This is a genomic window from Brevundimonas sp. D3-1P (assembly GCF_055809335.1).
Map to the genome: position 1 here is coordinate 857,594 of NZ_CM147908.1, position 23,886 is coordinate 881,479.

General features: G+C 65.3%; 23 protein-coding genes and 2 pseudogenes. 15 read left to right on the forward strand and 10 right to left on the reverse strand.

What is annotated here, in order from left to right:
• The first annotated feature begins 69 nt into the window (after nucleotides 1–69).
• From istA to AC0L6G_RS04345, 4 genes and pseudogenes are all read left to right on the forward strand, one after another.
• Nucleotides 70–1,581 (forward strand): IS21 family transposase, encoded by a 1,512-nt coding sequence (istA, locus tag AC0L6G_RS04330; protein WP_164952576.1) that lies wholly within the window; start codon nucleotides 70–72, stop codon nucleotides 1,579–1,581.
• The gene (istB, locus tag AC0L6G_RS04335; protein ID WP_003170613.1) at nucleotides 1,568–2,296 is read left to right on the forward strand and encodes an IS21-like element helper ATPase IstB; all 729 of its coding nucleotides are present in this window, start codon (nucleotides 1,568–1,570) and stop codon (nucleotides 2,294–2,296) included. Before istA ends, istB begins: the two co-directional genes overlap by 14 nt.
• Before the next feature lie 292 nt (nucleotides 2,297–2,588).
• A pseudogene (locus AC0L6G_RS04340) lies at nucleotides 2,589–2,933 on the forward strand (FAD-dependent oxidoreductase); the annotation flags it as partial.
• Nucleotides 2,934–3,135: 202 nt separating this feature from the next.
• Nucleotides 3,136–3,393 carry a hypothetical protein gene (locus tag AC0L6G_RS04345; protein ID WP_291535270.1) on the forward strand — a complete coding sequence of 86 codons (258 nt, stop codon included), beginning with the start codon at nucleotides 3,136–3,138 and terminating at the stop codon, nucleotides 3,391–3,393.
• Nucleotides 3,394–3,851: 458 nt separating this feature from the next.
• On the opposite strand, the gene AC0L6G_RS04350 is transcribed toward AC0L6G_RS04345, so the two are convergent.
• Together AC0L6G_RS04350 and AC0L6G_RS04355 are read right to left on the reverse strand one after the other, a co-directional pair.
• Nucleotides 3,852–4,181, reverse strand: a complete 330-nt coding sequence (locus AC0L6G_RS04350) for a hypothetical protein (RefSeq protein ID WP_291535271.1) — start codon at nucleotides 4,179–4,181, stop codon at nucleotides 3,852–3,854.
• Nucleotides 4,178–5,179, reverse strand: coding sequence for a class 1 fructose-bisphosphatase (locus tag AC0L6G_RS04355; protein WP_291535272.1), 1,002 nt, complete (start codon nucleotides 5,177–5,179; stop codon nucleotides 4,178–4,180). The genes AC0L6G_RS04350 and AC0L6G_RS04355 overlap by 4 nt, the downstream gene beginning before the upstream one ends.
• 491 nt (nucleotides 5,180–5,670) lie before the next feature.
• Here AC0L6G_RS04355 and AC0L6G_RS04360 point away from each other — a divergent pair.
• The 7 genes from AC0L6G_RS04360 to AC0L6G_RS04390 all read left to right on the forward strand — a co-directional run bounded on the left by AC0L6G_RS04360 (nucleotide 5,671) and on the right by AC0L6G_RS04390 (nucleotide 12,962).
• Nucleotides 5,671–6,860, forward strand: a protein-coding gene (locus AC0L6G_RS04360; RefSeq protein ID WP_473252765.1) for an IS3 family transposase whose coding sequence is annotated in 2 segments (ribosomal slippage) — nucleotides 5,671–5,929 and nucleotides 5,929–6,860 — 1,191 coding nt in all. Because the reading frame shifts where the segments join, the coding sequence is not laid out codon by codon here.
• Between the two features lie 155 nt (nucleotides 6,861–7,015).
• Nucleotides 7,016–9,874, forward strand: coding sequence for a monovalent cation/H+ antiporter subunit A (locus AC0L6G_RS04365; protein ID WP_291535401.1), 2,859 nt, complete (start codon nucleotides 7,016–7,018; stop codon nucleotides 9,872–9,874).
• Nucleotides 9,871–10,221 (forward strand): Na+/H+ antiporter subunit C, encoded by a 351-nt coding sequence (locus tag AC0L6G_RS04370; RefSeq protein ID WP_291535274.1) that lies wholly within the window; start codon nucleotides 9,871–9,873, stop codon nucleotides 10,219–10,221. Before AC0L6G_RS04365 ends, AC0L6G_RS04370 begins: the two co-directional genes overlap by 4 nt.
• The gene (locus AC0L6G_RS04375; protein WP_291535276.1) at nucleotides 10,218–11,759 is read left to right on the forward strand and encodes a monovalent cation/H+ antiporter subunit D; all 1,542 of its coding nucleotides are present in this window, start codon (nucleotides 10,218–10,220) and stop codon (nucleotides 11,757–11,759) included. Before AC0L6G_RS04370 ends, AC0L6G_RS04375 begins: the two co-directional genes overlap by 4 nt.
• Nucleotides 11,756–12,247 (forward strand): Na+/H+ antiporter subunit E, encoded by a 492-nt coding sequence (locus AC0L6G_RS04380; RefSeq protein WP_291535277.1) that lies wholly within the window; start codon nucleotides 11,756–11,758, stop codon nucleotides 12,245–12,247. The genes AC0L6G_RS04375 and AC0L6G_RS04380 overlap by 4 nt, the downstream gene beginning before the upstream one ends.
• Nucleotides 12,244–12,525 carry a K+/H+ antiporter subunit F gene (locus tag AC0L6G_RS04385; protein WP_291535279.1) on the forward strand — a complete coding sequence of 94 codons (282 nt, stop codon included), beginning with the start codon at nucleotides 12,244–12,246 and terminating at the stop codon, nucleotides 12,523–12,525. Before AC0L6G_RS04380 ends, AC0L6G_RS04385 begins: the two co-directional genes overlap by 4 nt.
• Nucleotides 12,522–12,962: a Na+/H+ antiporter subunit G gene (locus AC0L6G_RS04390; protein WP_291535280.1), complete on the forward strand. Its 441-nt coding sequence runs from the start codon at nucleotides 12,522–12,524 to the stop codon at nucleotides 12,960–12,962. The genes AC0L6G_RS04385 and AC0L6G_RS04390 overlap by 4 nt, the downstream gene beginning before the upstream one ends.
• A 41-nt stretch (nucleotides 12,963–13,003) precedes the next feature.
• On the opposite strand, the gene AC0L6G_RS04395 is transcribed toward AC0L6G_RS04390, so the two are convergent.
• From AC0L6G_RS04395 to trkA, 3 genes are all read right to left on the reverse strand, one after another.
• Nucleotides 13,004–13,963 (reverse strand): glutathione S-transferase family protein, encoded by a 960-nt coding sequence (locus AC0L6G_RS04395; RefSeq protein WP_291535281.1) that lies wholly within the window; start codon nucleotides 13,961–13,963, stop codon nucleotides 13,004–13,006.
• Between the two features lie 237 nt (nucleotides 13,964–14,200).
• Nucleotides 14,201–15,691, reverse strand: coding sequence for a TrkH family potassium uptake protein (locus tag AC0L6G_RS04400; RefSeq protein WP_291535283.1), 1,491 nt, complete (start codon nucleotides 15,689–15,691; stop codon nucleotides 14,201–14,203).
• Entirely contained in the window at nucleotides 15,691–17,076 is a 1,386-nt protein-coding gene (trkA, locus tag AC0L6G_RS04405) for a Trk system potassium transporter TrkA (protein ID WP_473252925.1), read from the reverse strand. Before trkA ends, AC0L6G_RS04400 begins: the two co-directional genes overlap by 1 nt.
• Before the next feature lie 146 nt (nucleotides 17,077–17,222).
• On the opposite strand from trkA, the gene AC0L6G_RS04410 reads away from it, so the two are divergent.
• Entirely contained in the window at nucleotides 17,223–17,459 is a 237-nt protein-coding gene (locus AC0L6G_RS04410; RefSeq protein ID WP_291535286.1) for a hypothetical protein, read from the forward strand.
• A gap of 107 nt (nucleotides 17,460–17,566) precedes the next feature.
• On the opposite strand, the gene AC0L6G_RS04415 is transcribed toward AC0L6G_RS04410, so the two are convergent.
• From AC0L6G_RS04415 to AC0L6G_RS04435, 5 genes and pseudogenes are all read right to left on the reverse strand, one after another.
• Nucleotides 17,567–17,962 carry a hypothetical protein gene (locus AC0L6G_RS04415; RefSeq protein ID WP_291535288.1) on the reverse strand — a complete coding sequence of 132 codons (396 nt, stop codon included), beginning with the start codon at nucleotides 17,960–17,962 and terminating at the stop codon, nucleotides 17,567–17,569.
• 30 nt (nucleotides 17,963–17,992) lie between these two features.
• A pseudogene (locus AC0L6G_RS04420) lies at nucleotides 17,993–18,250 on the reverse strand (Na+/H+ antiporter NhaA); the annotation flags it as partial.
• Nucleotides 18,251–18,705: 455 nt separating this feature from the next.
• Nucleotides 18,706–20,265 (reverse strand): acetyl-CoA hydrolase/transferase family protein, encoded by a 1,560-nt coding sequence (locus AC0L6G_RS04425; RefSeq protein WP_291535290.1) that lies wholly within the window; start codon nucleotides 20,263–20,265, stop codon nucleotides 18,706–18,708.
• A 144-nt stretch (nucleotides 20,266–20,409) separates the two neighbouring features.
• Nucleotides 20,410–20,850, reverse strand: a complete 441-nt coding sequence (locus AC0L6G_RS04430; protein WP_291535291.1) for a hypothetical protein — start codon at nucleotides 20,848–20,850, stop codon at nucleotides 20,410–20,412.
• Nucleotides 20,850–21,683 carry a universal stress protein gene (locus AC0L6G_RS04435; RefSeq protein WP_291535292.1) on the reverse strand — a complete coding sequence of 278 codons (834 nt, stop codon included), beginning with the start codon at nucleotides 21,681–21,683 and terminating at the stop codon, nucleotides 20,850–20,852. The genes AC0L6G_RS04430 and AC0L6G_RS04435 overlap by 1 nt, the downstream gene beginning before the upstream one ends.
• Before the next feature lie 50 nt (nucleotides 21,684–21,733).
• Between AC0L6G_RS04435 and AC0L6G_RS04440 the strand changes: the two genes are divergently transcribed.
• The 3 genes from AC0L6G_RS04440 (at nucleotide 21,734) to AC0L6G_RS04450 (ending at nucleotide 23,879) form a co-directional block, all read left to right on the forward strand.
• Complete coding sequence (locus AC0L6G_RS04440) at nucleotides 21,734–22,210, forward strand: c-type cytochrome (protein ID WP_291535294.1); 477 nt, start codon at nucleotides 21,734–21,736, stop codon at nucleotides 22,208–22,210.
• Between the two features lie 450 nt (nucleotides 22,211–22,660).
• Complete coding sequence (locus AC0L6G_RS04445; RefSeq protein ID WP_291535296.1) at nucleotides 22,661–23,254, forward strand: cyclic nucleotide-binding domain-containing protein; 594 nt, start codon at nucleotides 22,661–22,663, stop codon at nucleotides 23,252–23,254.
• 76 nt (nucleotides 23,255–23,330) lie between these two features.
• Complete coding sequence (locus AC0L6G_RS04450) at nucleotides 23,331–23,879, forward strand: pyridoxamine 5'-phosphate oxidase family protein (protein WP_291535299.1); 549 nt, start codon at nucleotides 23,331–23,333, stop codon at nucleotides 23,877–23,879.
• Nucleotides 23,880–23,886 lie beyond the last annotated feature (7 nt).

Consider the following 23,886-nt stretch of genomic DNA (forward strand, 5'->3'; position numbering starts at 1 on the left):
CGAATAAGGACCCCTCATTCCTGAGGTCTAACGGTGGCGGCTTGGCGGATGTCAGGCGGCGAGTTCGGGATGTTGGTGTTGGAGACGGTGTTGAGGATTCGGCGCGAGTTTGCGTCCGGGAAGGCGATCAAGGCGATCGCGCGTGACCTTCGATTGTCGCGCAAGGTGGTGCGCAAGGCGATCCGGGAGCCGGATGCGGAGTTCGCCTATCGGCGGGCGGTGCAGCCGTTGCCGAGGCTGGCGCCGTTCCAGGCCAGGCTCGATGAGCTGCTGGAAGAGGACGAGGCGCGGCCGCGGCGCGAGAAGCTGCGGATGACGCGGGTTCATGACCTGCTGGTGCGCGAGGGGTTCGACGGGTCGTACGACGCGGTCCGGCGCTACGCGGCGGGGTGGCGGCTGAAGCGACGCCGGGGCGTGGCGGACGCGCCATCGTTCATCCCGCTGATGTTCCGGCCGGGCGAGGCCTACCAGTTCGACTGGAGCCACGAGGACGTGGAGATCGCGGGCAAGCCGATGCGGGTGAAGGTGGCGCACATGCGGCTGTGCGCCTCGCGGGCGATCTATGTTCGGGCCTATCCGCGCGAGACCCAGGAGATGCTGTTCGACGCGCATGCGCGGGCGTTCGCCTTCTTCGGCGGCGTGCCGACGCGCGGGATCTACGACAACATGAAGACGGCGGTGACGACGGTGTTCACGGGCAAGGACCGGGTGTTCAACCGGCGCTTCCTGGTCATGGCGAGCCACTACATGGTGGAGCCGACGGCCTGCTCCCCGGCGGCGGGCTGGGAGAAGGGCCAGGTCGAACACCAGGTCCAGACGGCCCGGGGACGGTTCTTCCAGCCGCGCCTGCGCTTCACCAGCCTGGAGGAGCTGAACGGCTGGCTGGAGGCGGAGTGCCGGCGCTGGGGCGAGCTGCGTCAGCACCCCGAGCAGAAAGAGCTGACGGTTGCTCAGGCCCTGGCCGCCGAGCGGCCGGCGCTGCAGCCGATGCTGGGCCCGTTCGACGGCTTCCACGAGAGCGAGCACGCGGTGACGGGGACCTGCCTGATCAGCTTCGACCGTAACCGCTACTCGGTGATGGCGAAGGCCGGGCGCCGTACGGTGCAGGTCCGCGCCTATGCCGACCGGATCGTCGTGCGCTGCGAGGGTGAGGTCGTCGCCGACCATCGCCGGTTCTTCGGTCGTGACCGGACCCTCTACGATCCCTGGCACTACCTCCCGGTGCTGGCGACCAAGCCCGGAGCCCTGCGCAATGGCGCGCCGTTCCAGGACTGGGAGTTGCCGCCGGGGCTGGCCCGCCTGAGGCGCAAGCTGGGTGCGGGCGACGAAGCCGATCGCCGGTTCGTGCGGGTTCTGGCGGCGGTGCTGGAAGACGGCCTGGAGCCGGTCGAGGCCGCGGCGCGCGAGGCGCTCGCCGCCGGGACCGTCAGCGACGACGTCATCCTCAACATCCTGGCGCGCCGGCGCGAACCGCCCCGGCCGCTGAGCATCGTCACGCCCGATGACCTGGCGCTGCGGCATCCGCCTCTGGCGGACTGCGACCGCTACGACAGCTTGCGAGGCATGCATGCAGCGGCATGAGATGATGGCGGCCCTGACCGGCCTGGGCCTCAAGGGCATGGCCGGAGCCTTCGACGAGGCGGTCACCACGGGCCTGCAGCGCAAGCGCACGACCATGGAGATCCTCGCCGACCTGCTGCGCGCCGAGACGACCCACCGGCATGCGGCTTCCATCCGTTACCGGATGGCGGCGGCCAGGCTGCCCGCCGTGAAGGACCTCGACGCCTTCGTGTTCGACGACACGCCGATCAACGAGGGGCTGGTGCGCTCGCTTCACAGCGGCGCCTTCCTGGCGAACCGGCGCAACATCGTGCTGGTCGGCGGGACCGGCACGGGCAAGACCCACCTGGCCACCGCCATCATCGCCAACGTCGTGCGGGCCGGGGCGCGTGGCCGGTACTTCAACACCGTCGACCTGGTGAACCGCCTCGAGGAGGAGACCCGCCTGGGCAAGGCCGGTGCGCTGGCTGCTCACCTCTGCCGCCTCGACGTCGTGGTCCTCGACGAGCTTGGCTACCTGCCGTTCGCCCGCTCGGGCGGCCAGCTGCTGTTCCACCTGATCAGCAAGCTCTACGAGCGGACCTCGGTGATCGTCACGACCAACCTCGCCTTCGGCGAATGGCCGACCGTGTTCGGCGATCCCAAGATGACCACGGCCCTGCTCGACCGCATCACCCACCACTGCGACATCGTCGAGACCGGCAACGACAGCTGGCGCTTCAAACACCGCAGCTAACCCTCCACGAAGAACGCCAGGCGAGGGTTGAGCCTCCGGTCGGGCTACGCCCTCCCTACGCCCCAACCCTCGCAAGCGGTGCGCTCGTGACGTCCATCCCGAACCTCAAAAGGGGGTCCCTATTGCACGCCGATAGGGGGTCCCTTTTAGACGCCGATTGACAACAATCGATCTGCGCACCGACCTTTCGGCGATTGCGATACGGCCAACGGCGCCGTCGCCGTAGCCAACATGATGCGGTCGCACATTCAGGTGTGGTCGTCACTGAGGCCTCACGGGACGGACACATCAAATGACGAACGATCCGAACGCCGACCTGGATGTCATCGTCATCGGAGGCGGACAGGCCGGTCCGGCGACCGCCTACTATCTGCGCCGCGCGGGCCTTCGGTATGAAGTGCTGGACGCTGGCGAGAAGCCTGGGGGAGCCTTGAAACCACGGATGGGATTCGCTCCAGCTCTTTTCGCCCAGTGGCTGGAGTTTGCTTCCATGCTGGCCGATGCCTCCCAAGCCTGGCGTCGACTTTCCCACGCGCGACGACGTCATCGAATATCTGAGCGCCTACGAGCCACGGTATCAGTTGCGGTCGAACGCCCCGTCAAGGCTTGCCGTCAATGCGATAGATGGGGGCCTGGAGGTCGTCACAGACCGTGGGCCGCGCAGGTCGAAAATGGTCGTCAGCGCCACCGGGACGTGGAGCCATCCCCTCATCCCCGAGTATCCCGGGCGGACGCAGTTCGCGGGCCTGCAGACCCACTCGGCGCAGTATCGTTCGCCAGAAGTGTCCACCGGCTAACGGGTCCTAGTCGTCGGGGGTGGAAACTCCGGCGCCCAGATCATGGCTTACGTTTCTCTGGTGGCCGATGCGACCTGGGTGACGACCACCGAGCCGCTGTTCCTGCCCGCCGATGCGGACGGTCGCGTCCTGTTCCAACGCGCCACCGACCGCTGGAAAGCGCAACTGGAGGGTCGCGCCGTCGAAGCTCCGATTGGCGGTCTTGGCGACATCGTCGCCATTCCCGGCGTGCGGGCCGCGCGGGCACGAGGCGTCCTCAGAGCAGACGCCCGTTTACGGCCATGCATGCGCTCGGAGTGACGTGGTTCGACGGGGCGACAGAAACCATAGACGCGATCATCTGGTGCACCGACTTTCGCCCCGCCCTGGACCATCTCGCCGTCCTCAGCGTCGTAGAAGCGGATGGACGGGTTGCGGCGGAAGGCAAACGATCGATCCAGCAACCTACGTCTCTGGCTCATCGGCTACGGCGACTGGAGGGGTGCGGCGTCGGCGACCATCGTGGGAGTTACCCGCACCGCCAGAGAGATGCGTATCCAGCAGGATATTCGAGCGCTGTAGGTGGGTCTTACATTGGCGATGCTGAGCTTGGGGCGTCTAAAGCTACTGTGCGCAAACGTCTGCTTTTCCACCCCTAGCAGACCCTCGCCCTGTCCGTTCTTGAGCCGAGGCCGCAATGTCGGGCCCCATCTATCGAGGCCAGCGTAGGCGTTTCAACTGTGGGGTCTTCTGGTGCGTCCCGCTGCTGACCACTGTCCTCAGTCCATAGCCCAAATGCTCCAACTTGTGGGGCTGACACGATGCCGTCCAAAGTTCCGATGCATAGCGACGCCGCGCTTCTGGCCAGCTGTAGTCATGACTGTGCCGCTTGTAGCCCGGTGGCATTCCGCGCAGATCGGAACATCTGGCGTCACCGCGTGCTGCTGCGCGACGCGATAAATAACGGGAAACAGTGCTTGTGTGGGTTCCACATCGTGCGCCGAAGCGGGATCGCCGCAATATAGGCAGACACCGGTTCTCAGGCATTTCAACAGCCACTCTTCATAGCGCGCGCGTCCCTCGGCGAAAGTTCGCGGCAGCGCGGTCATTGCTGGGCTCCGAAGAAAGCCTCGAAGGCTGTGACGTCCTCCGTCGAACCCAAGGCGACCGAGACCCGCTGATGGAGCGTCGAGGGTTCAATCGCGGTGATCGCCGTCCGACCATCCGTTGATCGCCCTCCCGCTTGTTCAATCAGCCAACCAGCAGGCGAGCACTCATACAAGAGCCGTAGCTTGCCATTAGCGTGTCCCGGCCTGCGGTCTGCGGGATAGATAAAGATGCCTCCTCGAATAAGGATGCGGTGAACATCTGCCACCATCGCGCCGCTCCAGCGCATGTTCCGATCTGCTCCCAACGGTCCTGACGCACCAGCTTCGCAGGCATCGACATAGGAGCGGACACCAGGCTCCCAGTGCCTGCGATTTGCTGCGTTGATAGCGTATTCATTGCTTCGTTGCGGAACCCTCATCTCTGCATGGGAGCGTCGCCACACACCTTCTAGGCGGTCCAGGGTGAATCCCACCACGCCCGAGCCCCGACTAAAAACCAGTAGCGTCTGAGCCCCATACAGCGCGTAACCGGCGGCCACCTGCCGGATACCGGGTTGCAGAAACTCCTGCTCCTGCACGGGTCCGCCAACGTGTTCCTTGGATCGTGGCAGGATGGAAAAGATTGATCCGACTGGTGCGGAAATTTCGATGTTGCTTGAGCCATCCAGGGGGTCGAACACCAGCAGATAAGGAGAGTCCGTGCGGTCTTTTCGTGCCCAGTGGACATCCATTTCCTCGGACGCGAGGCCCGCGAATGCGGTGGATTCTCCGCAGCCAAGCAGGAAGAGGTCGTTCGCAATGACGTCCAACGCCTTCTGGGTTTCGCCTTGGATATTTGATTGGTCGAGGGCACCCATGTGTCCCGTGAACGATGCCATCTCAATCCGCCGGTCAATTTCGCGACAGGCTGCGGCCACGCTCAACAAACCTTCGCGAAGCCGTGTGGGCAGGCCGTCGAGCTTGTCGAGATAAGTTTTGAGGGTTGCAGTGTCAGACAAGTGGAATCCTGCATGGAGAACGGCTGGGTTTGCAAGCCGAGTTAGATGCTCTCCTCATCAGCTTCCCGACATAACCTCATCAAACCTGTTTCGTTCAGGTCTGGACGATGTCGGCTACCCGCCCCAACGAGACATCGGGGAAATTGCTTCTCCGCCAATAGTCCTCGGACCGACGACCTGCCTAACACGCAGCCTCGCTCCAGCCAAAGCCCCTTCAGAAACCCGCGCCGAACTGAACCCGCGCGGATGGCAAACTGGATCTCTCGATCGTGGGCAGCGGCGCCGGATAGGCGTCGAACCCAGCTTCGCATCGGGATGAAATCCGTCACCGTATCGCGTACCGCGCCCAAACTCATCGAGCAGGCGGCGGGTCTTTGCATCAATCTGGGTGTCAGGCCGGATCATTGCTCATAGGTGTTGTCGGACACTGACGTGACCCCCTGAAACTCCTCCAGGAATAGCTAGAGTCCGCCCAACGAAGGACGGACAGAATGAAGCGATCAAGGTTCACGGAAGAACAGATCATCGGGATCCTGCGGGAGCAGGAGACCGGTGTGGCGACGGCGGAGGTGTGCCGGCGTCACGGGGTCAGCTCTGCGACCTTTTACAAATGGAAGGCCAAGTTCGGCGGGCTCGATGTGTCGGAGGCTCGGCGGCTGAAGGCGCTCGAGGACGAGAATGCTCGGCTCAAGCGGATGTTGGCGGACGCGATGCTGGACAACGTGGCGCTGAAGGACCTGCTGGGAAAAAAGTGGTGACGCCCGCCGGCTGGCGCGAGGCGGCTGGTCATCTGCAGGCCGCCTACGAGATGAGCGAACGGCGGGCGTGCCGTGTGCTGGGCGTCGATCGGACGAGCGTGCGCTATCAGGCGACGCGCCCGGACGACGGCGCCCTGCGCGACCGGCTGAAGGCTCTGGCCCAGGAGCGTCGCCGGTTCGGCTATCGCCGCCTGCACGTGCTGCTGCGGCGCGAGGGCCATGCGGTCAACAGGAAGCGGGTCCAGCGGATCTATCGCGAGGAGCGACTGACGGTCCGTCGACGCGGCGGTCGGAAGCGCGCCATCGGCACCCGAAGACCGCTGGAGTTACCACTGGTTGCGAACCAGCGCTGGTCGCTGGACTTCGTGGCCGACCAGATGACGGACGGGCGGCGCTTCCGCATCCTGACGGTGATCGACAACTGCACGCGTGAATGCCTGGCGCTGGTGGCCGACACCTCGCTGTCGGGCGCGCGGGTCGTGCGGGAGCTGGACGCCGTCATCCGGCAGCGGGGGCGGCCCGACACCATCGTCAGCGACAACGGGACAGAATACACCTCGAACGCGGTCCTGGCCTGGGCCGACGACACCGGCGTCGGCTGGCACTACATCGCGCCCGGCAAGCCCCAGCAGAACGGCTTCAACGAGAGCTTCAACGGACGCCTGCGTGACGAGCTGCTGAACGAGACGCTGTTCCGCTCTCTGCCGCACGCCCGCGCGGTGCTGGAAGCGTGGCGACGCGACTACAACGAGCGGCGTCCGCACTCGAAGCTCGGGTGGCTGACGCCGCAGGCTTATGCAGAAGCGCTCAGCGGACAGATCGGCCGGTCCGCTGCGCTGGTTGGGGGCTGCGCTGACCGGCCTCTTGCCACCCCCGACAACCCCAGCTCAGATCAACCCAGGACTCTCGTTATGGCTGGATGAGAAACGGGGGTCACGTCAACACGAGAACGGTTCATTTATAAGGTTCTCAGAGTGGCCAGCCCTCCAACGGATCGGCTAAGGTCGTTGCGACGCCCATTCATCGCCTGCTTTCCACCACGATCTAAGCCGCCACGAGAGGGCAATCCTTGCTGTTTGTGCTTGCCCTGTTGCCTCTGATCGGCGCCCTCGCACCGGCCCTGGCCATTCGCGCGGGTCGCAATGCCAGCGCCGTGGCGGCCGGGACGGTCACGCTGGCGGCGCTGGTGATCCTCGGCTCGCTCGCCCCGGCCGTGCTGGCGGGCGAGGTGGTGCAGGTCCGGATCGATTGGATTCCGCTGCTGGGGCTGAACCTCACCCTGTTCCTCGACGCGCTCGGCCTGATGTTCGCGGGGATGATCCTGGGTATCGGCCTGCTGGTCATCGTCTACGCCCGGTTCTACCTGGCCAAGGCCGATCCGATGGGGCGGTTCTTCGTCTATCTGCTGCTGTTCCAGGGGGCGATGATGGGCATCGTCCTGTCGGACAACGTCCTGCTGCTGCTGATCTTCTGGGAGCTGACCAGTCTGTCGTCCTTCCTGCTGATCGGCTTCTGGCGGCATCTGCCCGAAGGTCGTCAAGGGGCGCGGATGGCGCTGGCGGTCACGGGCGCGGGCGGGCTGTCGCTGATCGGCGGGCTGCTGATCCTGGGCAACATCGCCGGCTCCTACGATCTGACCGTCATCTTGCAGAACCGCGAGGCGATCCAGGCCTCGCCCCTGTACCTCCCAGCTCTGCTGCTGATCCTCGGCGGCTGCTTCACCAAATCGGCCCAGTTCCCGTTCCATTTCTGGCTGCCCCACGCCATGGCCGCCCCGACGCCGGTCAGCGCCTATCTGCATTCCGCCACCATGGTGAAGGCCGGCATCTTCATGCTGGCGCGGCTGTGGCCGGTCCTGTCGGGCACGGATGAATGGTTCTACCTGGTGGCGACGACGGGTCTCGTGACCATGGTGTTCGCCGCCGTCGTGGCCCTGTTCAAGGACGACCTGAAGGGACTGCTGGCCTATTCGACCATCAGCCACCTGGGCTTCCTGACCATGCTGTTCGGCTTCGGCACGCCGATGGCGGCGGTGGTGGGGGTGTTCCACATCCTCAACCACGCCACGTTCAAGGCCGCCCTGTTCATGAACGCAGGCATCGTTGACCATGAGGCGGGCACGCGCGACATCAAGCGGCTGGGCGGTCTGGCGACCCTGATGCCGATCGCCGCCACCCTGGCGGTCGTCGCCGCCCTGTCAATGGCGGGCATCCCGCCGCTGAACGGCTTCATCTCCAAGGAGATGATGCTGGAGGAGGCCTCCCATACCGTTTGGTGGAGCCAGCCCTGGTTGGTGCCGGCCCTGGCGACCCTTGGGGCGACCTTCTCGGTGGCCTATTCGTTCCGCTATATCGTCCATGTCTATTTCGGGAAGACACGCACCGACTATCCGAAGACGCCGCATGATCCGGGCATCGGCCTGTGGGGCCCGCCCGCCGTTCTGGTCGGCCTGGTCGTCGCCATTGGCCTTTTCCCCGCCGTCGTCGCCGGGCCGCTGGTCGAGGCGGTTTCGCGGGCCGTCATCGGGGGCGACACCCCCTACTACTCCCTGTCGCTCTGGCATGGGGTGACCCCCGCCCTGTTCATGAGCGTCGCGGCCATCGGGCTGGGGCTGGTGATCCTCAGCGCGCATCGACCGATCGCCGCCGTCTGGCATCGTCTGGTGCTGCCCGATGCCAAGGCCCTGTTCGATCGGGGGCTCGGTGCGGCAAGCCGGGCGGCGACGGCCTTCACCGACCGCACCCAGAACGGGTCGCTGGAACGCTACATCGCCATGTTCATCGGCGCAGCCCTCGTGGTCGGGTTCGCGAGCTTTTCCGGTTTCGAGTTCGTCGCCGGCGACCGGCCGACGACTCCGGCCTCGCCGATGGCGATCATCGCCTGGGGCGCCCTGATCACGGCGACGGTTCTGGTGCTGCTCCATCACCGCGCGCGCTACCTGTCGCTGATCTATATCGGCATCGTCGGGCTGGTGATCTCGCTGGGCTTCGTGCACCTGTCCGCGCCGGACTTGGCCCTGACGCAGATCTCGGTCGAGGTCGTCACCATCCTGCTCATGCTGCTGGCGCTGAACCTGCTGCCCAAGACCAGCCCGCGCGAGAGCGGCCTGCCGCGTCGCCTGCGCGACGGCGGACTGGCCGTGCTGTCAGGTCTGGGGGTGGGCGGCGCGGCCTGGGCCGTCATGACCCGGCCCCTGGACAGCATCTCCGCCTATTTCTGGGAGAACGCCTATTCGGGCGGGGGCGGCACCAATGTCGTCAACGTCATCCTGGTCGATTTCCGGGGCTTCGACACCTTCGGCGAGATCATCGTCCTGGGCATCGCCGCCCTGGCCATCTTCGCCCTGCTGGAAACCGTAGGGACGGGGGCCAGTGGACGCCGGATCCTGGCCTGGGCGCCCGACACCCCGCGCTCGCCCGAGCACCACCCGATGATGCTGGTGGTCGCCACTCGCCTGCTGCTGCCTCTGGCCGTGATGGTGGGCCTGTACATCTTCCTGCGCGGCCACAACCAGCCGGGCGGCGGCTTCATCGCGGGCCTGGTCATCTCCATCGCCATCCTGATGCAGTACATGGCCTCCGGCTATCAGTTCGCGGCCCAGCGGCTGCGCGCGGACCACCACACCCTGATCGGCCTGGGCGTGCTGATCGCGGCCGCGACCGGCCTGGGCTCGCTGCTGTTCGGGGCCCCCTTCATGACCACCGCCTTCGACTATTTCAGCCTGCCCGTGATCGGCGCGTTCGAGCTCGCCACTGCCATGCTGTTCGACATCGGCGTGGCGCTGACGGTCATCGGCGCGGTGATCCTGGCCTTGGCCCAGCTGTCGCAGGTCGCCCAAAGCGCGGAGAAGCAGGGGCCCCTGCCCGCCGATGCGGCGATGGACATCGACCCGTCCCGCGCGACGCCGCACCCTGCCTCGACGGAGGCGGACCAATGATCAGCCTGGAGTTCCTGATCGCCTCGGCCATCGCCGTCCTGACGGCGGCGGGCGTCTATCTGGTCCTGCGGCGACGGACCTTCCCCGTCGTGCTCGGCCTGGCCTTCCTGTCCTATGCGATCAACGTGTTCCTGTTCGCCATGGGGCGGCTGGTGATCGACCGGCCGCCGCTCTACGACAAGGCGGCGGACAGCTACACCGATCCCCTGCCCCAGGCCCTCGTCCTGACCGCCATCGTCATCGCCTTCGGCATGACGGCCTTCGTCGTCGTCCTGGCCCTGCGTAGCTTCCTGGAGACGGGCGTCGACCGCGTCGATGGCCGCCCGGATGCGGAGGGCGACCAATGAACCTGATCGTCTCCTGGTGGGTGGTCGCCAGCCTCCTCCTGCCCGCCGTCGTGGGCGCCGCGATGGTCCTGCTGCTGCGCCATCGCCTGACCCTGTCGCGACTGGCCTCCATCGGATCCTGCCTGATCCTGATTGTCGTGGCCGCCGTGCTGGTGCACCAGGCGAGTGGCGGCACGGTCCAGAGCTATGCCCTGGGCAACTGGCGCGCACCCTTCGGCATCGTCCTGGTGCTCGACCGCCTGTCGGCGATGATGCTGCTGCTAACCGCGGTCCTGGCCCTGATTGTCATGGTCTATGCCATCAGCACCGGTACGGACCGCAAGGGGTGGCATTTCCACCCCCTGTTCCAGTTCCAGCTTCTTGGCCTGAACGGGGCCTTCCTGACGGGCGACCTGTTCAACCTGTTCGTCTTCTTCGAGGTCCTGCTGATCGCCTCCTACGGCCTGATGCTGCACGGCCAGGGCGGGCAGAGGCTGAAGGCGGGGGTCCATTATGTGATCATCAACCTGGTCGGATCCACCCTGTTCCTCGTCGCCGTCGGCCTGCTGTACGGGGTCACGGGCACGCTCAACATGGCCGATATGGCGGTGCGGGTGGCTGCGGCGCCGGCGGGGGATCAGGGACTGATCGCCGCCGCCGGCCTGCTGCTGACGACGGTTTTCGCGCTGAAGGCCGCGCTGGTGCCGCTGCATTTCTGGCTGCCCGGCACCTATGCGGCGACGACGGGGGCGGTTGCGGCCCTGTTCGCCATCATGACCAAGGTCGGGGCCTATTCCATCATCCGCACCAGCACGCTGATCTTCGGCGAGGACGCGGGCGGACTGGCGTTCCTCGTCGGCCCCTGGCTGCTGCCGGCCGCGCTCGTGACCATCGTCATCGGGTTCCTGGGGATGTTCGCGGCGCGCGGCCTGCGCGATCTGGCCGCCTGGGCCGTAGTCGGCTCGATGGGAACGGCGCTGTGCGCCGTCTCGGTCTTCACCGTCCAGGCCATGGGGCCGGCGCTCTACTACCTCCTGCATTCAACCCTGGCGGGGGCGGCGCTGTTCCTGATCGTCGACCTGATCGCGCAGCGACGCGCCCAGCACGGCGACTCCCTCACCCTGGCCCCCCGCTTCCGCCAGATCGAGATCCTGTCGGGCCTGTTCTTCCTGGCCGCCATCGCCGCCGTCGGCCTGCCGCCGCTGTCGGGCTTCGTGGGCAAGCTGCTGGTGCTGGACGGCGTGCGGGCCGCGCCGCAGGCCGCCTGGATCTGGGGCGTGATCCTGATCACCACCGTTCTCGGCGTGGTGGCCTTCGCCCGGGCTGGCAGCCTGATCTTCTGGAAGAGCGCGGCGGTCGAGGGCGAGATCGAGCTGCGGACCCTGCGCGGCACGCGCGGGGGCGTAGGGGCGGCCGCCGCCCTGTTGCTGACGCTCGCCGGTCTGACGGTGGTGGCGGGGCCGGTGACCCGCTATACTGCGGCCGCTGCGGCGCAGCTGTTCGCGCCGGCGCAGTATATCGAGGCCGTCCTGGGTCCCCAGTCCGGAGGTCGCCGATGATCCGCCGCCTCTTCCCTCATCCCGGCCTGAGCGCGATGCTCGTCGTGGTCTGGATGTTGCTGGTCAACGCCTTCACCTTCGGGGCCCTGTTCCTGGCCCTGGTGTTCGGGGTGCTGGTGCCGCTGTCCATCAGCCGTTTCTGGCCTGATCAGCCTAAGGTGCGTTTCGGCCGCGCCCTGATCGGTTACATCGGCATCGTCCTGTTCGACATCGTCATCGCCAATTTCCACGTCGCCTGGGTCATCCTGACGCGACGCAACCGCGACCTGCGCGCCCAGTGGCTGGTGATCCCGCTTGAGCTGCGCTCGCCGGAGGCGATCACGACGCTGGCGGCCACCATCAGTCTGACCCCCGGCACGGTCTCCAGCGACATCTCCGGCTGCGGCCGTTTTCTGTTGGTTCATGCCCTGGACGTGTCCGATCCGGAGGCGGAGGTCACCCGCATGAAACGCCGCTATGAGGATCGTCTGTTGAAGGTGTTCATATGACCGGAACCCTCCTGCCCATGGCGCTGGGCTTCGCCTTCTTCTGCGTCAGCCTGTCGATCCTGCTGAACCTGTTCCGGCTGTGGCGAGGACCGCTGTCGGCGGACCGGATCCTGGCGGTCGACACCCTGACGATCAACGCCATCGCCCTGATCGTGTTGTTCGGCATCGCCTATGCGACCTCGGCTTATTTCGAGGCGGCGCTGCTGCTGGCCATGGTCGGGTTCGTGGGCACCGTCGCCTACTGCAAATTCCTGCTGCGCGGGGACATCGTCGAATGAACCTGTTCGCCGAAATCGCGATCTCGCTGCTGCTGGTGGTCGGCGGGGCCTTCACCCTGGTCGGGTCCTGGGGCCTGGCCAAGCTGCCCTCGGTCATGACCCGGCTGCATGGACCGACCAAGGCCACCACCCTGGGCGTCGGGGCGTGCCTGATCGCCTCCATGATCTATTTCCCGGCCCGGGGCGGGGACTTTTCGGCGCACGAACTGCTGATCGCCCTTTTCCTGTTCCTGACCGCCCCCGTGTCGGCCAATATGATCGCCAAGGCGCACATCCACCGCCAGGGCCGCGGCGTCGACCCCAATCCCAGCGATCACATCATCAACGGCCTTCCGTCGCCTCCCGGGGATTCGGACTGGGCCACTTTCGTCGGCGCGGACAGGGCGGCCCACAAGGCGGCGACTGAGACGATCGAGACGCCGCCGCCCAGGCCCTAGGCGGTACTCGCGCGAAGGCGGGCGACACGTCTTCTGGACTGTCAGCGACGACCCCACGCAGGGATCGGTCCGGCCGGGACGATCCCTGACGGGTTGAGATCCAGATGGCTGGCGTAATAGTGCGTCTTGATCGGTGCAAAGTGGACCGTGCCGGCGATCGCCGGGATGTCCATCATGCGCTGGAGAAACGCCGACAGAGCGGGGTAGTCCGCGATCCGCCGCAGGTTGCATTTGAAGTGAGTGGAATAGACGGCGTCGAACCGGATCAGGGTGGTGAAGAGACGGATATCGGCCTCGGTCATTCGGTCCCCAACCAGCCATTCTGAAGTGTTCAGGCGCGCTTCCAGCTCATCGAGGGCATCGAACAGCGGAAACACGGCGGACTCATACGCCAGCTGCGTCGTCGCGAACCCCGCCTTGTAGACACCGTTGTTTACGGCCTCGTAGACCCTCGCGTTCACCTGATCGATCTCATCAATCAGGTCCGGGGGGGAGAGATCCAAACTCGTGGCGCCGAGATCGTCGAAGGCCCGGTTGAAGATGCGGATGATCTCTGACGATTCATTGTTGACGATCCTGCTGTCCTTCCGGTCCCAGAGGACGGGAACGGTCACCTTGCCGGAATAGTCGGGGCGCGCCTTGGCATAGAGCTGCCAGAGGAAGTCGAGACCGTTTTCCAGATCGCCGGTGGCATCTTCCCCCGCCTGGAACGTCCATCCGTCGTCACGCATCAGGGGATGGACCACGGAAACCGGGAGCAGCGGTTCAAGCTGTTTGAGCGCGCGGACGATCAGGGTGCGATGGGCCCAGGGACAGGCATGGCTGACATAGAGGTGGAAACGGCCGACTTCGGCGCAGACTGCCGGCTGGCCATCAGGACCCGGCTCGCCTTTCGCCGTGATCCAGTCGCGAAATCCGCTGTCCTGGCGCTTGAAGTCGCCGCCCTTGCTGGCTTCGGTGGCCTCTCCCGCGCGCCACCGTCCATCGATCATCTGTCCCATAGGCGCTCCTTACTTGGATTGCTCTGAACGAGCCCAAGCTGCGGTTGATCCCTAGTGGAGCTGTCGTGTCGCAGCGCCGATCGTCTCACCCGCGACAAACGGTCACCATGGCCGCTAGCCGTCAGGCGGCGCCCTCAACGTCCATGAGCGACCGAGTCCCACACTTGCATGTCTCCGCGACGATCCGTTCCTGTCTGTGGCGGATGGCTGTACTGCGGCGGCCGGCAACCTCGTGGCTCAGCGCTTCCAGAACCGAGGAAAGAAGAGAACCAGGATGGTGAAAAGTTCCAGCCGCCCGAGCAGCATGCCAAACGACAGAAGCCACTTCGCCTCTGCCGGCAGAGGCGCAAAGGTGCCGGCCGGGCCGATGATGGTCCCCAGACCCGGCCCGACATTAGAGAGCGCCGTCGCGGCGCCGCTGGCGCTGGTGAGGAAGTCCAGCCCGATCGCCATGAGGGCGATAGTGAGGACCGCGTAGGAGACGAAGAAGACGGAAACGAAGGCGACGACCGATCCCACGACATCATCGGCGAGGGGCCGTCCGGCATAGGAGCGCGGAAACACTCCTCTAGGATGTATCAAACGATCGAAATGGTCCTTCAGCATCACCGCCATGACCTCGAAACGGAAGATCTTGATGCCGCCTGAGGTCGATCCCGTGCACCCGCCAACGAACATCAGCCCGAAGAACAGGCCCACGGCAGCGTTGCCCCAGAGCTGGTAATCCGTTGTCGCATACCCGGTGGTGGTGACCACGGAGACCACGTTGAAGGCGGCATGCCGGAACGCCGCCTCGAGGCCGAACTGGCCCGAGGCCGCCAGCCACCCGCCGAGGCCGGCGGTCACGGCGGCAACGACGATCAGCAGCGTCCGAACCTGACGATCGAAGAAGGCTCTACGATCTCCGGCAATGAAACGCACATACAGGACGAAAGGGACGGCCCCCGCCAGCATGAAGAGCGCCCCGAACCACTGGATGCCGTTCTCGCTCCAGGCGCCGAAAGATCGGTCGGACGTCGAGAACCCGCCGGTGGCGATGGATGTCAGGGCATGGGCCAGAGCGTCGAACGGACCCATCCCGAGGACCCAGTAGACAAGGAAGGCGACTACCGTCAGCCCGAGATAGACGAGACTGAGCGTCGCCGCGATTTGCTTGACGCGCGGCATGGCCTTCTCGGAGCGATCGGAAGACTCTGTACGGAATAGCTGCATGCCCCCGATTCCAAGCGTGGGCAGAATGGCGATGGCGGTTGCGATGATGCCGATGCCACCCATCCATTGGAGCAACGCCCGCCAGAGGAGCAGGCCGGGAGGCGCGCGCTCCAGATCCGAGATGACAGTGGCGCCCGTGGTCGTGATGCCGGAGACGGCCTCGAACACAGCGTCAGGCAGGCTGCCGCTGACACTGCCAAAGTCCGACAGGAAAAATGGCGCGGCGCTGACGGTGGCGACGCTGAACCATGTCAGGGGGGTGAGCAGAAAGGCCTGGCGAACGGTCAGGCCTGCCCGCAGGGCGCCCCGGCTTGAGACCGTGGCGGCGGCGCCGATGACCGCGGCGACGCCTGCAGACCAGGCGAACGCCGTCCAGTCGGCGTTTCCGTAAGCCAGGTCGACGATCAGGGGAAACAGCATCATCCCGGCTGTCGCCAGCAGAACCAGGCCGATGACGTGGACCACCGGAGCCAGGCCCCAGAAAGACTCCGACTTCACCGGTCGTGTGCCGGCCATCACCGCTTGCGTCCCTGCTCGGCCCCGAGCCAGGCCTCCGCCAGTCGGAGATAGCTGTAAGTGACAAGGGCGATCACCTGATCGCCTTCCTGCAGTTGGGTGTCGTCGTTCGGCACGAAGGCGACGCCGTCTCGGACGACCGCGCCGATCCGCATCCCGGGCGGCAGGCCCAGCATTCCCAACGGCGCGCGCAGCTGCCTCGACGCCGCGGTGATATCAGCCTCAATAACCTCCCCGAAATCCTCGCGAAGCGTGTAGAGGGCCGTAATCGACCCCCTGCGCACATGCCGCAGCACCGACGAGATTGTGACGGCGCTGGGGCTCACCACGGCGTCGATGCCGAGAGTGGGGATCAGGCCCTCGTAGGTGCGTTTGTTGACGAGGGTGATAGCGCGCCTACAGCCAGCCTGTTTGGCCAGGACCGACACGAAGATGTTCGTTTCGTCATCATTAGTGACCGCGACGACGGTCTCGGCCCGGCCGACTTGAGCCTCGTCCAGGAGGTCGCGATCCAGGGCATCCCCCTGCAAGACAATGATACCCGAGCCGAGTTCGCGCGCCACGGCTTCGGCCCGGGCTTTGTTCTGTTCGATCAGGGTGATCGAGATGCGGCGCGATGCGCGCCGCAGCTTCTGAGCCAGGTGAACACCCACATTGCCCGCGCCGACGATCACGATCTGCCTGGCGATCTTGTCCCGATGGCCAAAGAGCGCCATCACCTCGCTTACGCGCGCCGTGGGGGCGATGACATAGACGTCGTCTCCGATCTGCAGGCGATCATCGCGGTCGGGGACGAAGGACCGGCCGTCCCTCATGATGGCTACGATGGACATGGGTTGGCTGGCCTCGCCATCCTGCCAGTCGGCCAGACGCCGGTCGAGGATCGCGCAGCCCCCCGTGTCCACATGGATGCCCAGCAACTCGACCCGGTTGCCCGCCATGGGGACCATGTCGAAGGCGCCAGGCGCGCGCAGGCGGTGACTGATCCCTTCGGCGACCTGGATTTCGGGAGAGATGATGACGTCGATCGGCAGGTGTTCGGCGGCGTAGAGGCCGGCCTTGTCCTGGGCGAGGTATCCGGCGTGGCGTAGACGGGCGATCCGGCGTTTGACGCCGAAGAGGGAATAGGCGACCTGGCAGGCGACCATGTTGACTTCGTCGGACTGAGTGACGGCGATCAGCATGTCGGCGTCGCGCGCGCCGGCGTTAGCCAAGACGTGGGGATGAGAGGCGTGCCCCACGACGCCCCGGACATCATAGCTCTCATCCACACGCCTGATCTGGTCCTCATCCAGATCGATGACCGTGACGTTCATACCTTCGGTCGACAGGTGCCGAGCAATCGTCGTGCCGACTTGGCCCGCGCCGCAGACAATGACCTTCATGAGTGCCTCTGGTCCGCTTCGCGGATTGCGAGATCAGAGCCGATCACGCACTGCGGCTCAACGACGCTGCCGGCTAATCCCCGCCGGTCTGCGTTGACGCGTGGCGCTTTCCCTGCGTCCCTGAGGCATCGATAAGGAGGATAGATATGGTCACCTCTCGTTTGCTCGTTGAGCGTGGCTCCAGCAAGGACCCATCCCAGGACTGGGGAGAGTTCCACTTTCTGGGCCTGCCGTCGCCTGCCGACCGCATCGCGGTGGAGTATGAGGGGCGTGTGCAATATCTCACCGTGCTCAGTGTTCACCACCGACCTGTCCCGAGCGGTACGACCACGGAGGCGCCGGCTGGTGACGTGGTCGCCAAATGGACAGGGGCCGAGCCCTGAGGCTTTCATTCTGCGTTTCGAGGTCCGTTCGGCGCGGGCAAGGTAGACTCCTGCCTCGCGAACTCCCCAATAGGTCCGACAACGCAGCGTGCCAAAGCCAACGCGCATCAGGGCTGGACGAGGACCCAGATCACCAGCCCTCCCATCGCGATGGAAACAGGCGCGATAGCCCGGACGCCTCCCACCGGGATTCGCTTGGCCCACCAAGCCGAATAGGCCGCGTGCCACAGACGCGGCAAGGCCAGGATCACACAGGCCGACAGAACCAGGAACAGGCCCACGACGGACATCAAGGTCGGATGGCGGGTGGACGCCGAGGCGATCAGGAACGCGGCCCCGGCGAGGAGGCGGAGCATCATCTCACCGATATGAACGCCCGGCGACCCACCGAGCCGGGCGAGAGCGGCCAAGGCCAGCCGTGGCCGGGCCAGCATAAATACGCCCAGCCCGACGAGCCAGACTCCGACAAGCACGACGAAGCCTCTTGAGGCCCAGACGATCATTGATGTTTCCTGCATATGCCGGCCCGTTCTTCAGGACTGCTCGACGCCGATCGGTTCGACGTTCGGGTCCGCCGCGACGGGATCGACTTCCCGACGTCGGCTCGCAAGGCCCAGCACAATGGCTGCGCCGATCGCTGACAGGATCGAACCGCCGATGACACCGAGTTTGACCTCTATCTGCTCGGGCGAATCCACCGCGCCCGGGAAGGCGAGAACGCCGATGAAGAGGCTCATCGTGAAGCCGACGCCGCACAGGAGCGACACGCCGTAGACCTGCATCCAGGTCGACCCTTCCTTGATCCAATCGGATATGGTCTCCTCCAGACGGATCGGACCGATCTGAAGCGCATGGGTGCTCTTTAGCCATGTGAAATAATCCGCCGACCAGGGTGAGTTGGCGACGGCGACCGCCGCGAGGCCCAGAACCGTGCCGGACGCAGCCTCGGTCTCCAGAAAATCGAGCGTCAATTTGCGCGCCACGGCGGCCTCCATCAATGCTGAAGCGTTCGTGACGCCAGGTTATCGACGGGCGTCGGACCGGATTCATCGCCACAGCGACGCCAGCCTGGCCGCGCAGCGGCCTGATTTCTACGTCAGTCCTTAGCTGATATCGACCAGACATCAAAGATGGACGATCAGAGATGAGCCGATCATGCCGCCAGCGGAGCTTCCTCGACGCCTCATAACCGGATTGTCGGCGCGAAACGCCATAAGCGTCGGCGACACCGTGCGTCATGGCGCGATCATTGACTTGACCGCGCCACCTCGAAGCTCCCGTCCGAAAGCGACGCCTGGACCATGGATTGGGTGCTTAGGTATCGCCTGTGCCAGGACAGTGCTTCGTCAAGCAGCATCGGCGTTTGCTGGCCGTATGATCCATTTACAGCCCGCTGATAGTAGTCCGCCAGCATCGGCCGATAGATGGGGTGGGCGCAGTTTTCGATCACGACCTTCGCGCGTTGCTTGGGCGACAGGCCGCGAAGGTCCGCAAGCCCCTGCTCCGTGACGATAACCTGGACATCCTGGTTGATGTGATCGACATGCGAGGCGTGAGGGACGATCGTCGAGATCGCCCCGCCCTTCGCCGTCGATGCGCTCATGAAGATCGAGATATAGGCGTTCCTGGCGAAGTCACCGGAGCCGCCGATGCCGTTCTGGATGCGCGAGCCCATAATATGGGTCGAGTTGACGTTGCCGTAGATGTCCGCCTCGATCATTCCGTTCATCGCGATGACGCCGAGACGCCGGATCAACTCGGGATGGTTGCTGATCTCCTGGGAGCGCAGGATGATCCGGTCGCGATATCCGCCCATGCGTCGGTTGACGCTCTCGCTGAGGTCCGGGCTCAGGCTGAGGGCCGTTGATGACGCCATTCGCAGCTTGCCGCTGTCCAGCAGCGCCATCATCCCGTCCTGGATCACCTCCGTGTAGGCGGTCAGGTTCTCGAACGGCGCCTCGATCAGACCGGTCAGGACCGCATTGGCGGTGTTTCCAACGCCTGACTGCAGCGGCAGCAGCGACGGCGGCAGGCGGCCCTTCTTCACCTCATGCTCGAGAAACTCCAGCAAATGCCCGGCGATGGCGAGGTCGTCGGCGCCAGGGATCGTAAACCCGGCGTTGCGATCCGGCCGGTCCGTCTCGACGATGGCGACGATCTTTTCGGGGTCACAACGGAAACAGGGTTCGCCGATCCGGTCGCCTGAACGGACCAGCGGGATGGGCACACGGTTTGGCGGCAGCGCTGCGCCGTAGTAGACGTCGTGCACGCCCAACAACTCGGGGCTCTGCCAATGGTTGACCTCGAGGATCACCTGGGTGGCCCGATCGAGCCAGGTCTTGTTGTTGCCCACTGACGACGCGGGGATCAGCGCTCCGTCTTCCCGGATGCCCGTCACCTGGATGATCGCCGTATCGAGCGGGCCAAGAATGCCCTGCCAGGCCGCGGGCGCGACCTGGCTGAGGTGCATGTCGAAATACTCCATCTGGCCACGGTTGATCTTGTCACGGCAGGTCGGGTCGGAGTTGTAAGGCAGCCGGAACTCGATCCCGTCGGCCTTGGCCAGGGCGCCGTCCAACTCCGGTCCGGTCGAGGCGCCGGTCCAGATACGCAGCTTGAAGGGTCGCCCCGCCGCATGCTCGGCCTCGATCCGGGCGGCGAGCGCCAAGGGCACTGCCGTCGGATAACCCGAGGCCGTGAAGCCGCTGAGACCGACCGTGGTGTTCGGTTCGATCAACCGAGCCGCGTCCTCGGCCGACATGATCTTGGCGCGATGTTCCGCGCTAAGGATGCGTTGATCAGTCATCTTCGGTTCCAATGCTCAATACAGTCCCAGCCGCAGGCCGCCGCCCGGCTCGATCTCCTCGGCGTCTTCGCGCGCAAACAGGCTCCCTTCGCGCACCCTGCCAACAGGCGACGTCGACAGCGGTCGAGGGCGGCCTTTGACAGGTCAAGGCGGCGCCGCACCGATGATGCCCACCGCCCGCGCGGCGAGCAGCATCAGCGCCACGGCGAGAACCGGCCCGAAAATCACAAACGTGTGGCGGGTGAGCCGTTCAGGCAAATAGGTGTCGGGAACACACGCTTGCCCCTGGGCGAGCCGGTTCACAACGGTTGTCAGCGGACAACTCAGGCCGCTCATCACGAAGAGCCCGATCTCCGCCGCCAGAAGCGGGCCGATGACGGACAGGGTCGCCAAGGCCTCGCCAGTGATGGCGACGAAAATGAGCATGGCGGTGGCGCCCGTCATCACGGCATAGATGAGCGTATGGAGCCCTCGCACTGCCTCGATCATGAGATCCGCGGGCGCGCGCGGCGAGATCTCGGACTCCCGCCTGGTTTTGTTCAGGCGTGCTGCTGGGGCTTCCGCGACGCGGGTTTGACGATCCATCAATGGCTGACGATCAGACAGACGGGAGCACCGATGAGAAGGTCATGGGTGACACCGCCCGACGCCCCGTCACGCATCTGAGCGTGTCCAGAGCCGCCAGCGACGATGAGGCCTGCTCGGGCGGTCTGGGCGAAGCGAATGATCTGCTCGCCCCGTGCCGATCCGTCGCTCCGGACGACGTGTGCGCTGGCGACGACGCCATGGGTTCCCAGATAGTCCGCGACATCGGCCGTTCGCACCTTAGCGCCTGAGAGGGCGCCTTCTGCCGCGATCTCGATGACATGGACCCCTGAGGCTGACTTCAACATCGGCAAGGCGCCCAGGACGGCGCGCTGGGCCTCCGGACTGTCGGTCCAGGCGACGACGGCCGCCTCACCAATGGGCCCGCGCTCGGGATGCGACGGCGCTATGAGCAGGGGTCGCCCCGTGGCCATCAGAAGGTCTGCCGGATCGAGCGCCTCTATGGAAGCCGTCTCCACCCGGCGTTGGCCAAGCATCAGGATGTCCGCCGCCCGCAAGGTCTGGATCACGACCTCGCGGGGGCAACCTGTGCGTCCGCGCCACTCGAACCGCCCTGTCGTCGCATTCGCGACTTCCCAGAACGCCGCCTCGGCCCTGTTGACCCGTGTCGCCCCAATGTCCTGGTAGAGGGTCGCCGCTTCGCCGAGCATGGCTCCGCTCGTGTCGCCGTCTGTCGCCGGAGCCTCCGTCGGGCTCCCCATCACACCTAAGACACGGCCCCCAAAACGGGCGGCGATGTCTGCCGCGAGCCTTACGCGGGCCATGCCGACCTCGTTGTCTTCGACGTGGACCATCACGCTCGAGTAGTTCATCGCCGGCCTCCTGTGAGCCGACAGGAGATCGCAACGGCGAACGTCTCGCATTGATCGGGATCAACGAATTTCGGGCCGAACTCTGGGAGAAACGCTTTTCCCTCGAGGATTCACCCATGGTCATCCGGTCCGCCGTGGCGGCACTACTGCTTGCGTCGTGCGCGGGGGCAGACCACACGACGGCGCTCTCGGCTACCCCCATGACGGATGTCCCTGCCCTCGACCTGCCCGCTTCGGCTCAGCGCGGAAGGGCGTTTGCCCAGGCGCAGTGTTCAGCCTGTCATGCGATCGGTCCCGAAGGGACAAGCCCGCTGTCGCAGGCCCCGCCGTTGCGGGACCTCAGTCAACGCTACCCCGTCGAAGAGTTGGGGGAAGCCTTTGCCGAAGGCTTCTCCACCGCCCACACCACGATGCCGGAGTTCGTGCTCGATGCAGCCGATAACCGGGACCTGATCGCCTACCTGGCCTCCATCCAAAGCCGCCCCGCCCAGCCGAGGCGCGCTGTGCGACAACCCACTCGCCCCTAGTTTTGTCCGGGCCTTCGCGCCCGTCCGGAGAAGGTTTCGAAAAGGGCGAAGGGGCCGAGATGGCTGCTCAGGCGATGCAAATAGATTGCTGTCGAGCGGTAAACCTTCAAGAAAAACGCGACCGCTCGACAGGACGCTCCATCACGATCGGCTATCAATCCTTCCAAGGCGAAGCTTACATTTGAGACGATAGTGGCCGGCTTCAATATTTCCGGCAGCGTCATTTTGATCCAGGTCAAGCAATTGCCTAGGTGATCGCCCCATCTGGGCGCACAGTGTCTTATGTTGGTCGTTACGAAGCCTTTGCTTGCGCCGCGATCACCTCCGCCCCCCGGATGTGCCGAACGGCCCAAGGTCGCCGATTGCGACAGCTGCGGCGCTCGCGCGCTCAGCGTCTGCGGGGCCGTTGATGCGCCCGATCTTCAACGACTCGGCGACCTGGCCGAGGTGATGAAACTGAGAACGGGCGCCGTACTGATCCGCGAAGGCGAGCCGGCGCCGCATGTCTTCAACATCACGACGGGGTCGCTGCGGGTCTATAAGCTGCTGCCGGACGGGCGACGTCAAATCACAGGCTTCCTGTTCGCGGGCGATTTTCTCGGGTTGGCGATCGGCGAGACCTATGTTTTCTCGGCGGAGGCTATGGAACCCTCGACCGTGTGTCGGTTCCGCAAGGGCCCCTTCCGCGCGCTTGTCACGCAGTCGCAGCCTCTCGAGCACATGCTGCTGCATCGAACGTCCCACGAGCTTGCGGCGGCCCAAAACCAGATGTTGCTTCTGGGCCGCAAGACGGCGATCGAGCGGATGGCGTCCTTCCTGCTCGATCTGCCCGGGAACGATCCGGCCCGTCCATCGGCGCCGGGCCACGTCCGCCTGCCCATGAAACGCGGCGAGATCGCCGACTATCTCGGCCTGACCATTGAGACCGTGAGCCGCGTTCTCACCCGGATGAAGGTCAAGGGACTGATCTCGATGCCGTCGCGCAATGAACTCATCGTCGAACGTCCGCTGCGGCTCCGGCAGCACGCGCTTGGCGAAGTCTGACCGAAGCTGTTTGCGCCAGATCAAGGCTCGCGCGGCGCGCTTGCGCTAATGGGCAGGACCTGAGGAGATCTAGACCATGACGACGCCTGACATCTATCCGCCCATTTCCGGCGAGGCGGTCGAGGCGATCGCGCGCCTGTTGGCTCACGAACGGCTCCTAAGCATCGGGATCAATCGACCGGACGGATGGCCTCAGGTGACCACAGTCGGCTACATCAACGACGGGCTGAACCTGTATTTCGTCACCGGCCGCGAGAGCCAGAAGCTGGCCAATCTCCAGGCCGATCCTCGCGTCTCGATCGCGATCCATGCGCACGGCGATGCAAGCGGCGCCGTCGGAGTGTCTATGGCGGCCCGCGCCGCCGAGGTGACGGACGCTCATGAGGTCGAGCGCCTCAACCAGCTGATGTTCGCCAGTTGGCCGTTGATCAGCGTCTATTGCCCGGCGAGCAGCTCCGTCGCAATCATTCAGGTCAAGCCCGAGCTCATCTGCGCCATCAGCGCTTTCAAGGGACGCAGCAAGACCGAATGCTTCTCCCTCGGAGACGCCGCCATGCCACGATCGGCGGCGCCCGCAAAACGCGACGACGCTCAGACAGCCAGTCTGGAAGCGCGGTTGTTCTGACCACGAG

Excerpts from the sequence above, each read along its gene's own strand:
- istA (WP_164952576.1), top strand. The coding sequence starts at position 70 with ATGTTGGTGTTGGAGACGGTGTTGAGGATTCGGCGCGAGTTTGCGTCC.
- istB (WP_003170613.1), top strand. The coding sequence starts at position 1,568 with ATGCAGCGGCATGAGATGATGGCGGCCCTGACCGGCCTGGGCCTCAAG.
- AC0L6G_RS04345 (WP_291535270.1), top strand. The coding sequence starts at position 3,136 with ATGGCTTACGTTTCTCTGGTGGCCGATGCGACCTGGGTGACGACCACC.
- AC0L6G_RS04350 (WP_291535271.1), bottom strand. The coding sequence starts at position 4,181 with ATGACCGCGCTGCCGCGAACTTTCGCCGAGGGACGCGCGCGCTATGAA.
- AC0L6G_RS04370 (WP_291535274.1), top strand. The coding sequence starts at position 9,871 with ATGATCAGCCTGGAGTTCCTGATCGCCTCGGCCATCGCCGTCCTGACG.
- AC0L6G_RS04375 (WP_291535276.1), top strand. The coding sequence starts at position 10,218 with ATGAACCTGATCGTCTCCTGGTGGGTGGTCGCCAGCCTCCTCCTGCCC.
- AC0L6G_RS04380 (WP_291535277.1), top strand. The coding sequence starts at position 11,756 with ATGATCCGCCGCCTCTTCCCTCATCCCGGCCTGAGCGCGATGCTCGTC.
- AC0L6G_RS04385 (WP_291535279.1), top strand. The coding sequence starts at position 12,244 with ATGACCGGAACCCTCCTGCCCATGGCGCTGGGCTTCGCCTTCTTCTGC.
- AC0L6G_RS04390 (WP_291535280.1), top strand. The coding sequence starts at position 12,522 with ATGAACCTGTTCGCCGAAATCGCGATCTCGCTGCTGCTGGTGGTCGGC.
- AC0L6G_RS04395 (WP_291535281.1), bottom strand. The coding sequence starts at position 13,963 with ATGGGACAGATGATCGATGGACGGTGGCGCGCGGGAGAGGCCACCGAA.
- AC0L6G_RS04400 (WP_291535283.1), bottom strand. The coding sequence starts at position 15,691 with ATGGCCGGCACACGACCGGTGAAGTCGGAGTCTTTCTGGGGCCTGGCT.
- trkA (WP_473252925.1), bottom strand. The coding sequence starts at position 17,076 with ATGAAGGTCATTGTCTGCGGCGCGGGCCAAGTCGGCACGACGATTGCT.
- AC0L6G_RS04410 (WP_291535286.1), top strand. The coding sequence starts at position 17,223 with ATGGTCACCTCTCGTTTGCTCGTTGAGCGTGGCTCCAGCAAGGACCCA.
- AC0L6G_RS04415 (WP_291535288.1), bottom strand. The coding sequence starts at position 17,962 with ATGATCGTCTGGGCCTCAAGAGGCTTCGTCGTGCTTGTCGGAGTCTGG.
- AC0L6G_RS04425 (WP_291535290.1), bottom strand. The coding sequence starts at position 20,265 with ATGACTGATCAACGCATCCTTAGCGCGGAACATCGCGCCAAGATCATG.
- AC0L6G_RS04430 (WP_291535291.1), bottom strand. The coding sequence starts at position 20,850 with ATGGATCGTCAAACCCGCGTCGCGGAAGCCCCAGCAGCACGCCTGAAC.
- AC0L6G_RS04435 (WP_291535292.1), bottom strand. The coding sequence starts at position 21,683 with ATGAACTACTCGAGCGTGATGGTCCACGTCGAAGACAACGAGGTCGGC.
- AC0L6G_RS04445 (WP_291535296.1), top strand. The coding sequence starts at position 22,661 with ATGAAACTGAGAACGGGCGCCGTACTGATCCGCGAAGGCGAGCCGGCG.
- AC0L6G_RS04450 (WP_291535299.1), top strand. The coding sequence starts at position 23,331 with ATGACGACGCCTGACATCTATCCGCCCATTTCCGGCGAGGCGGTCGAG.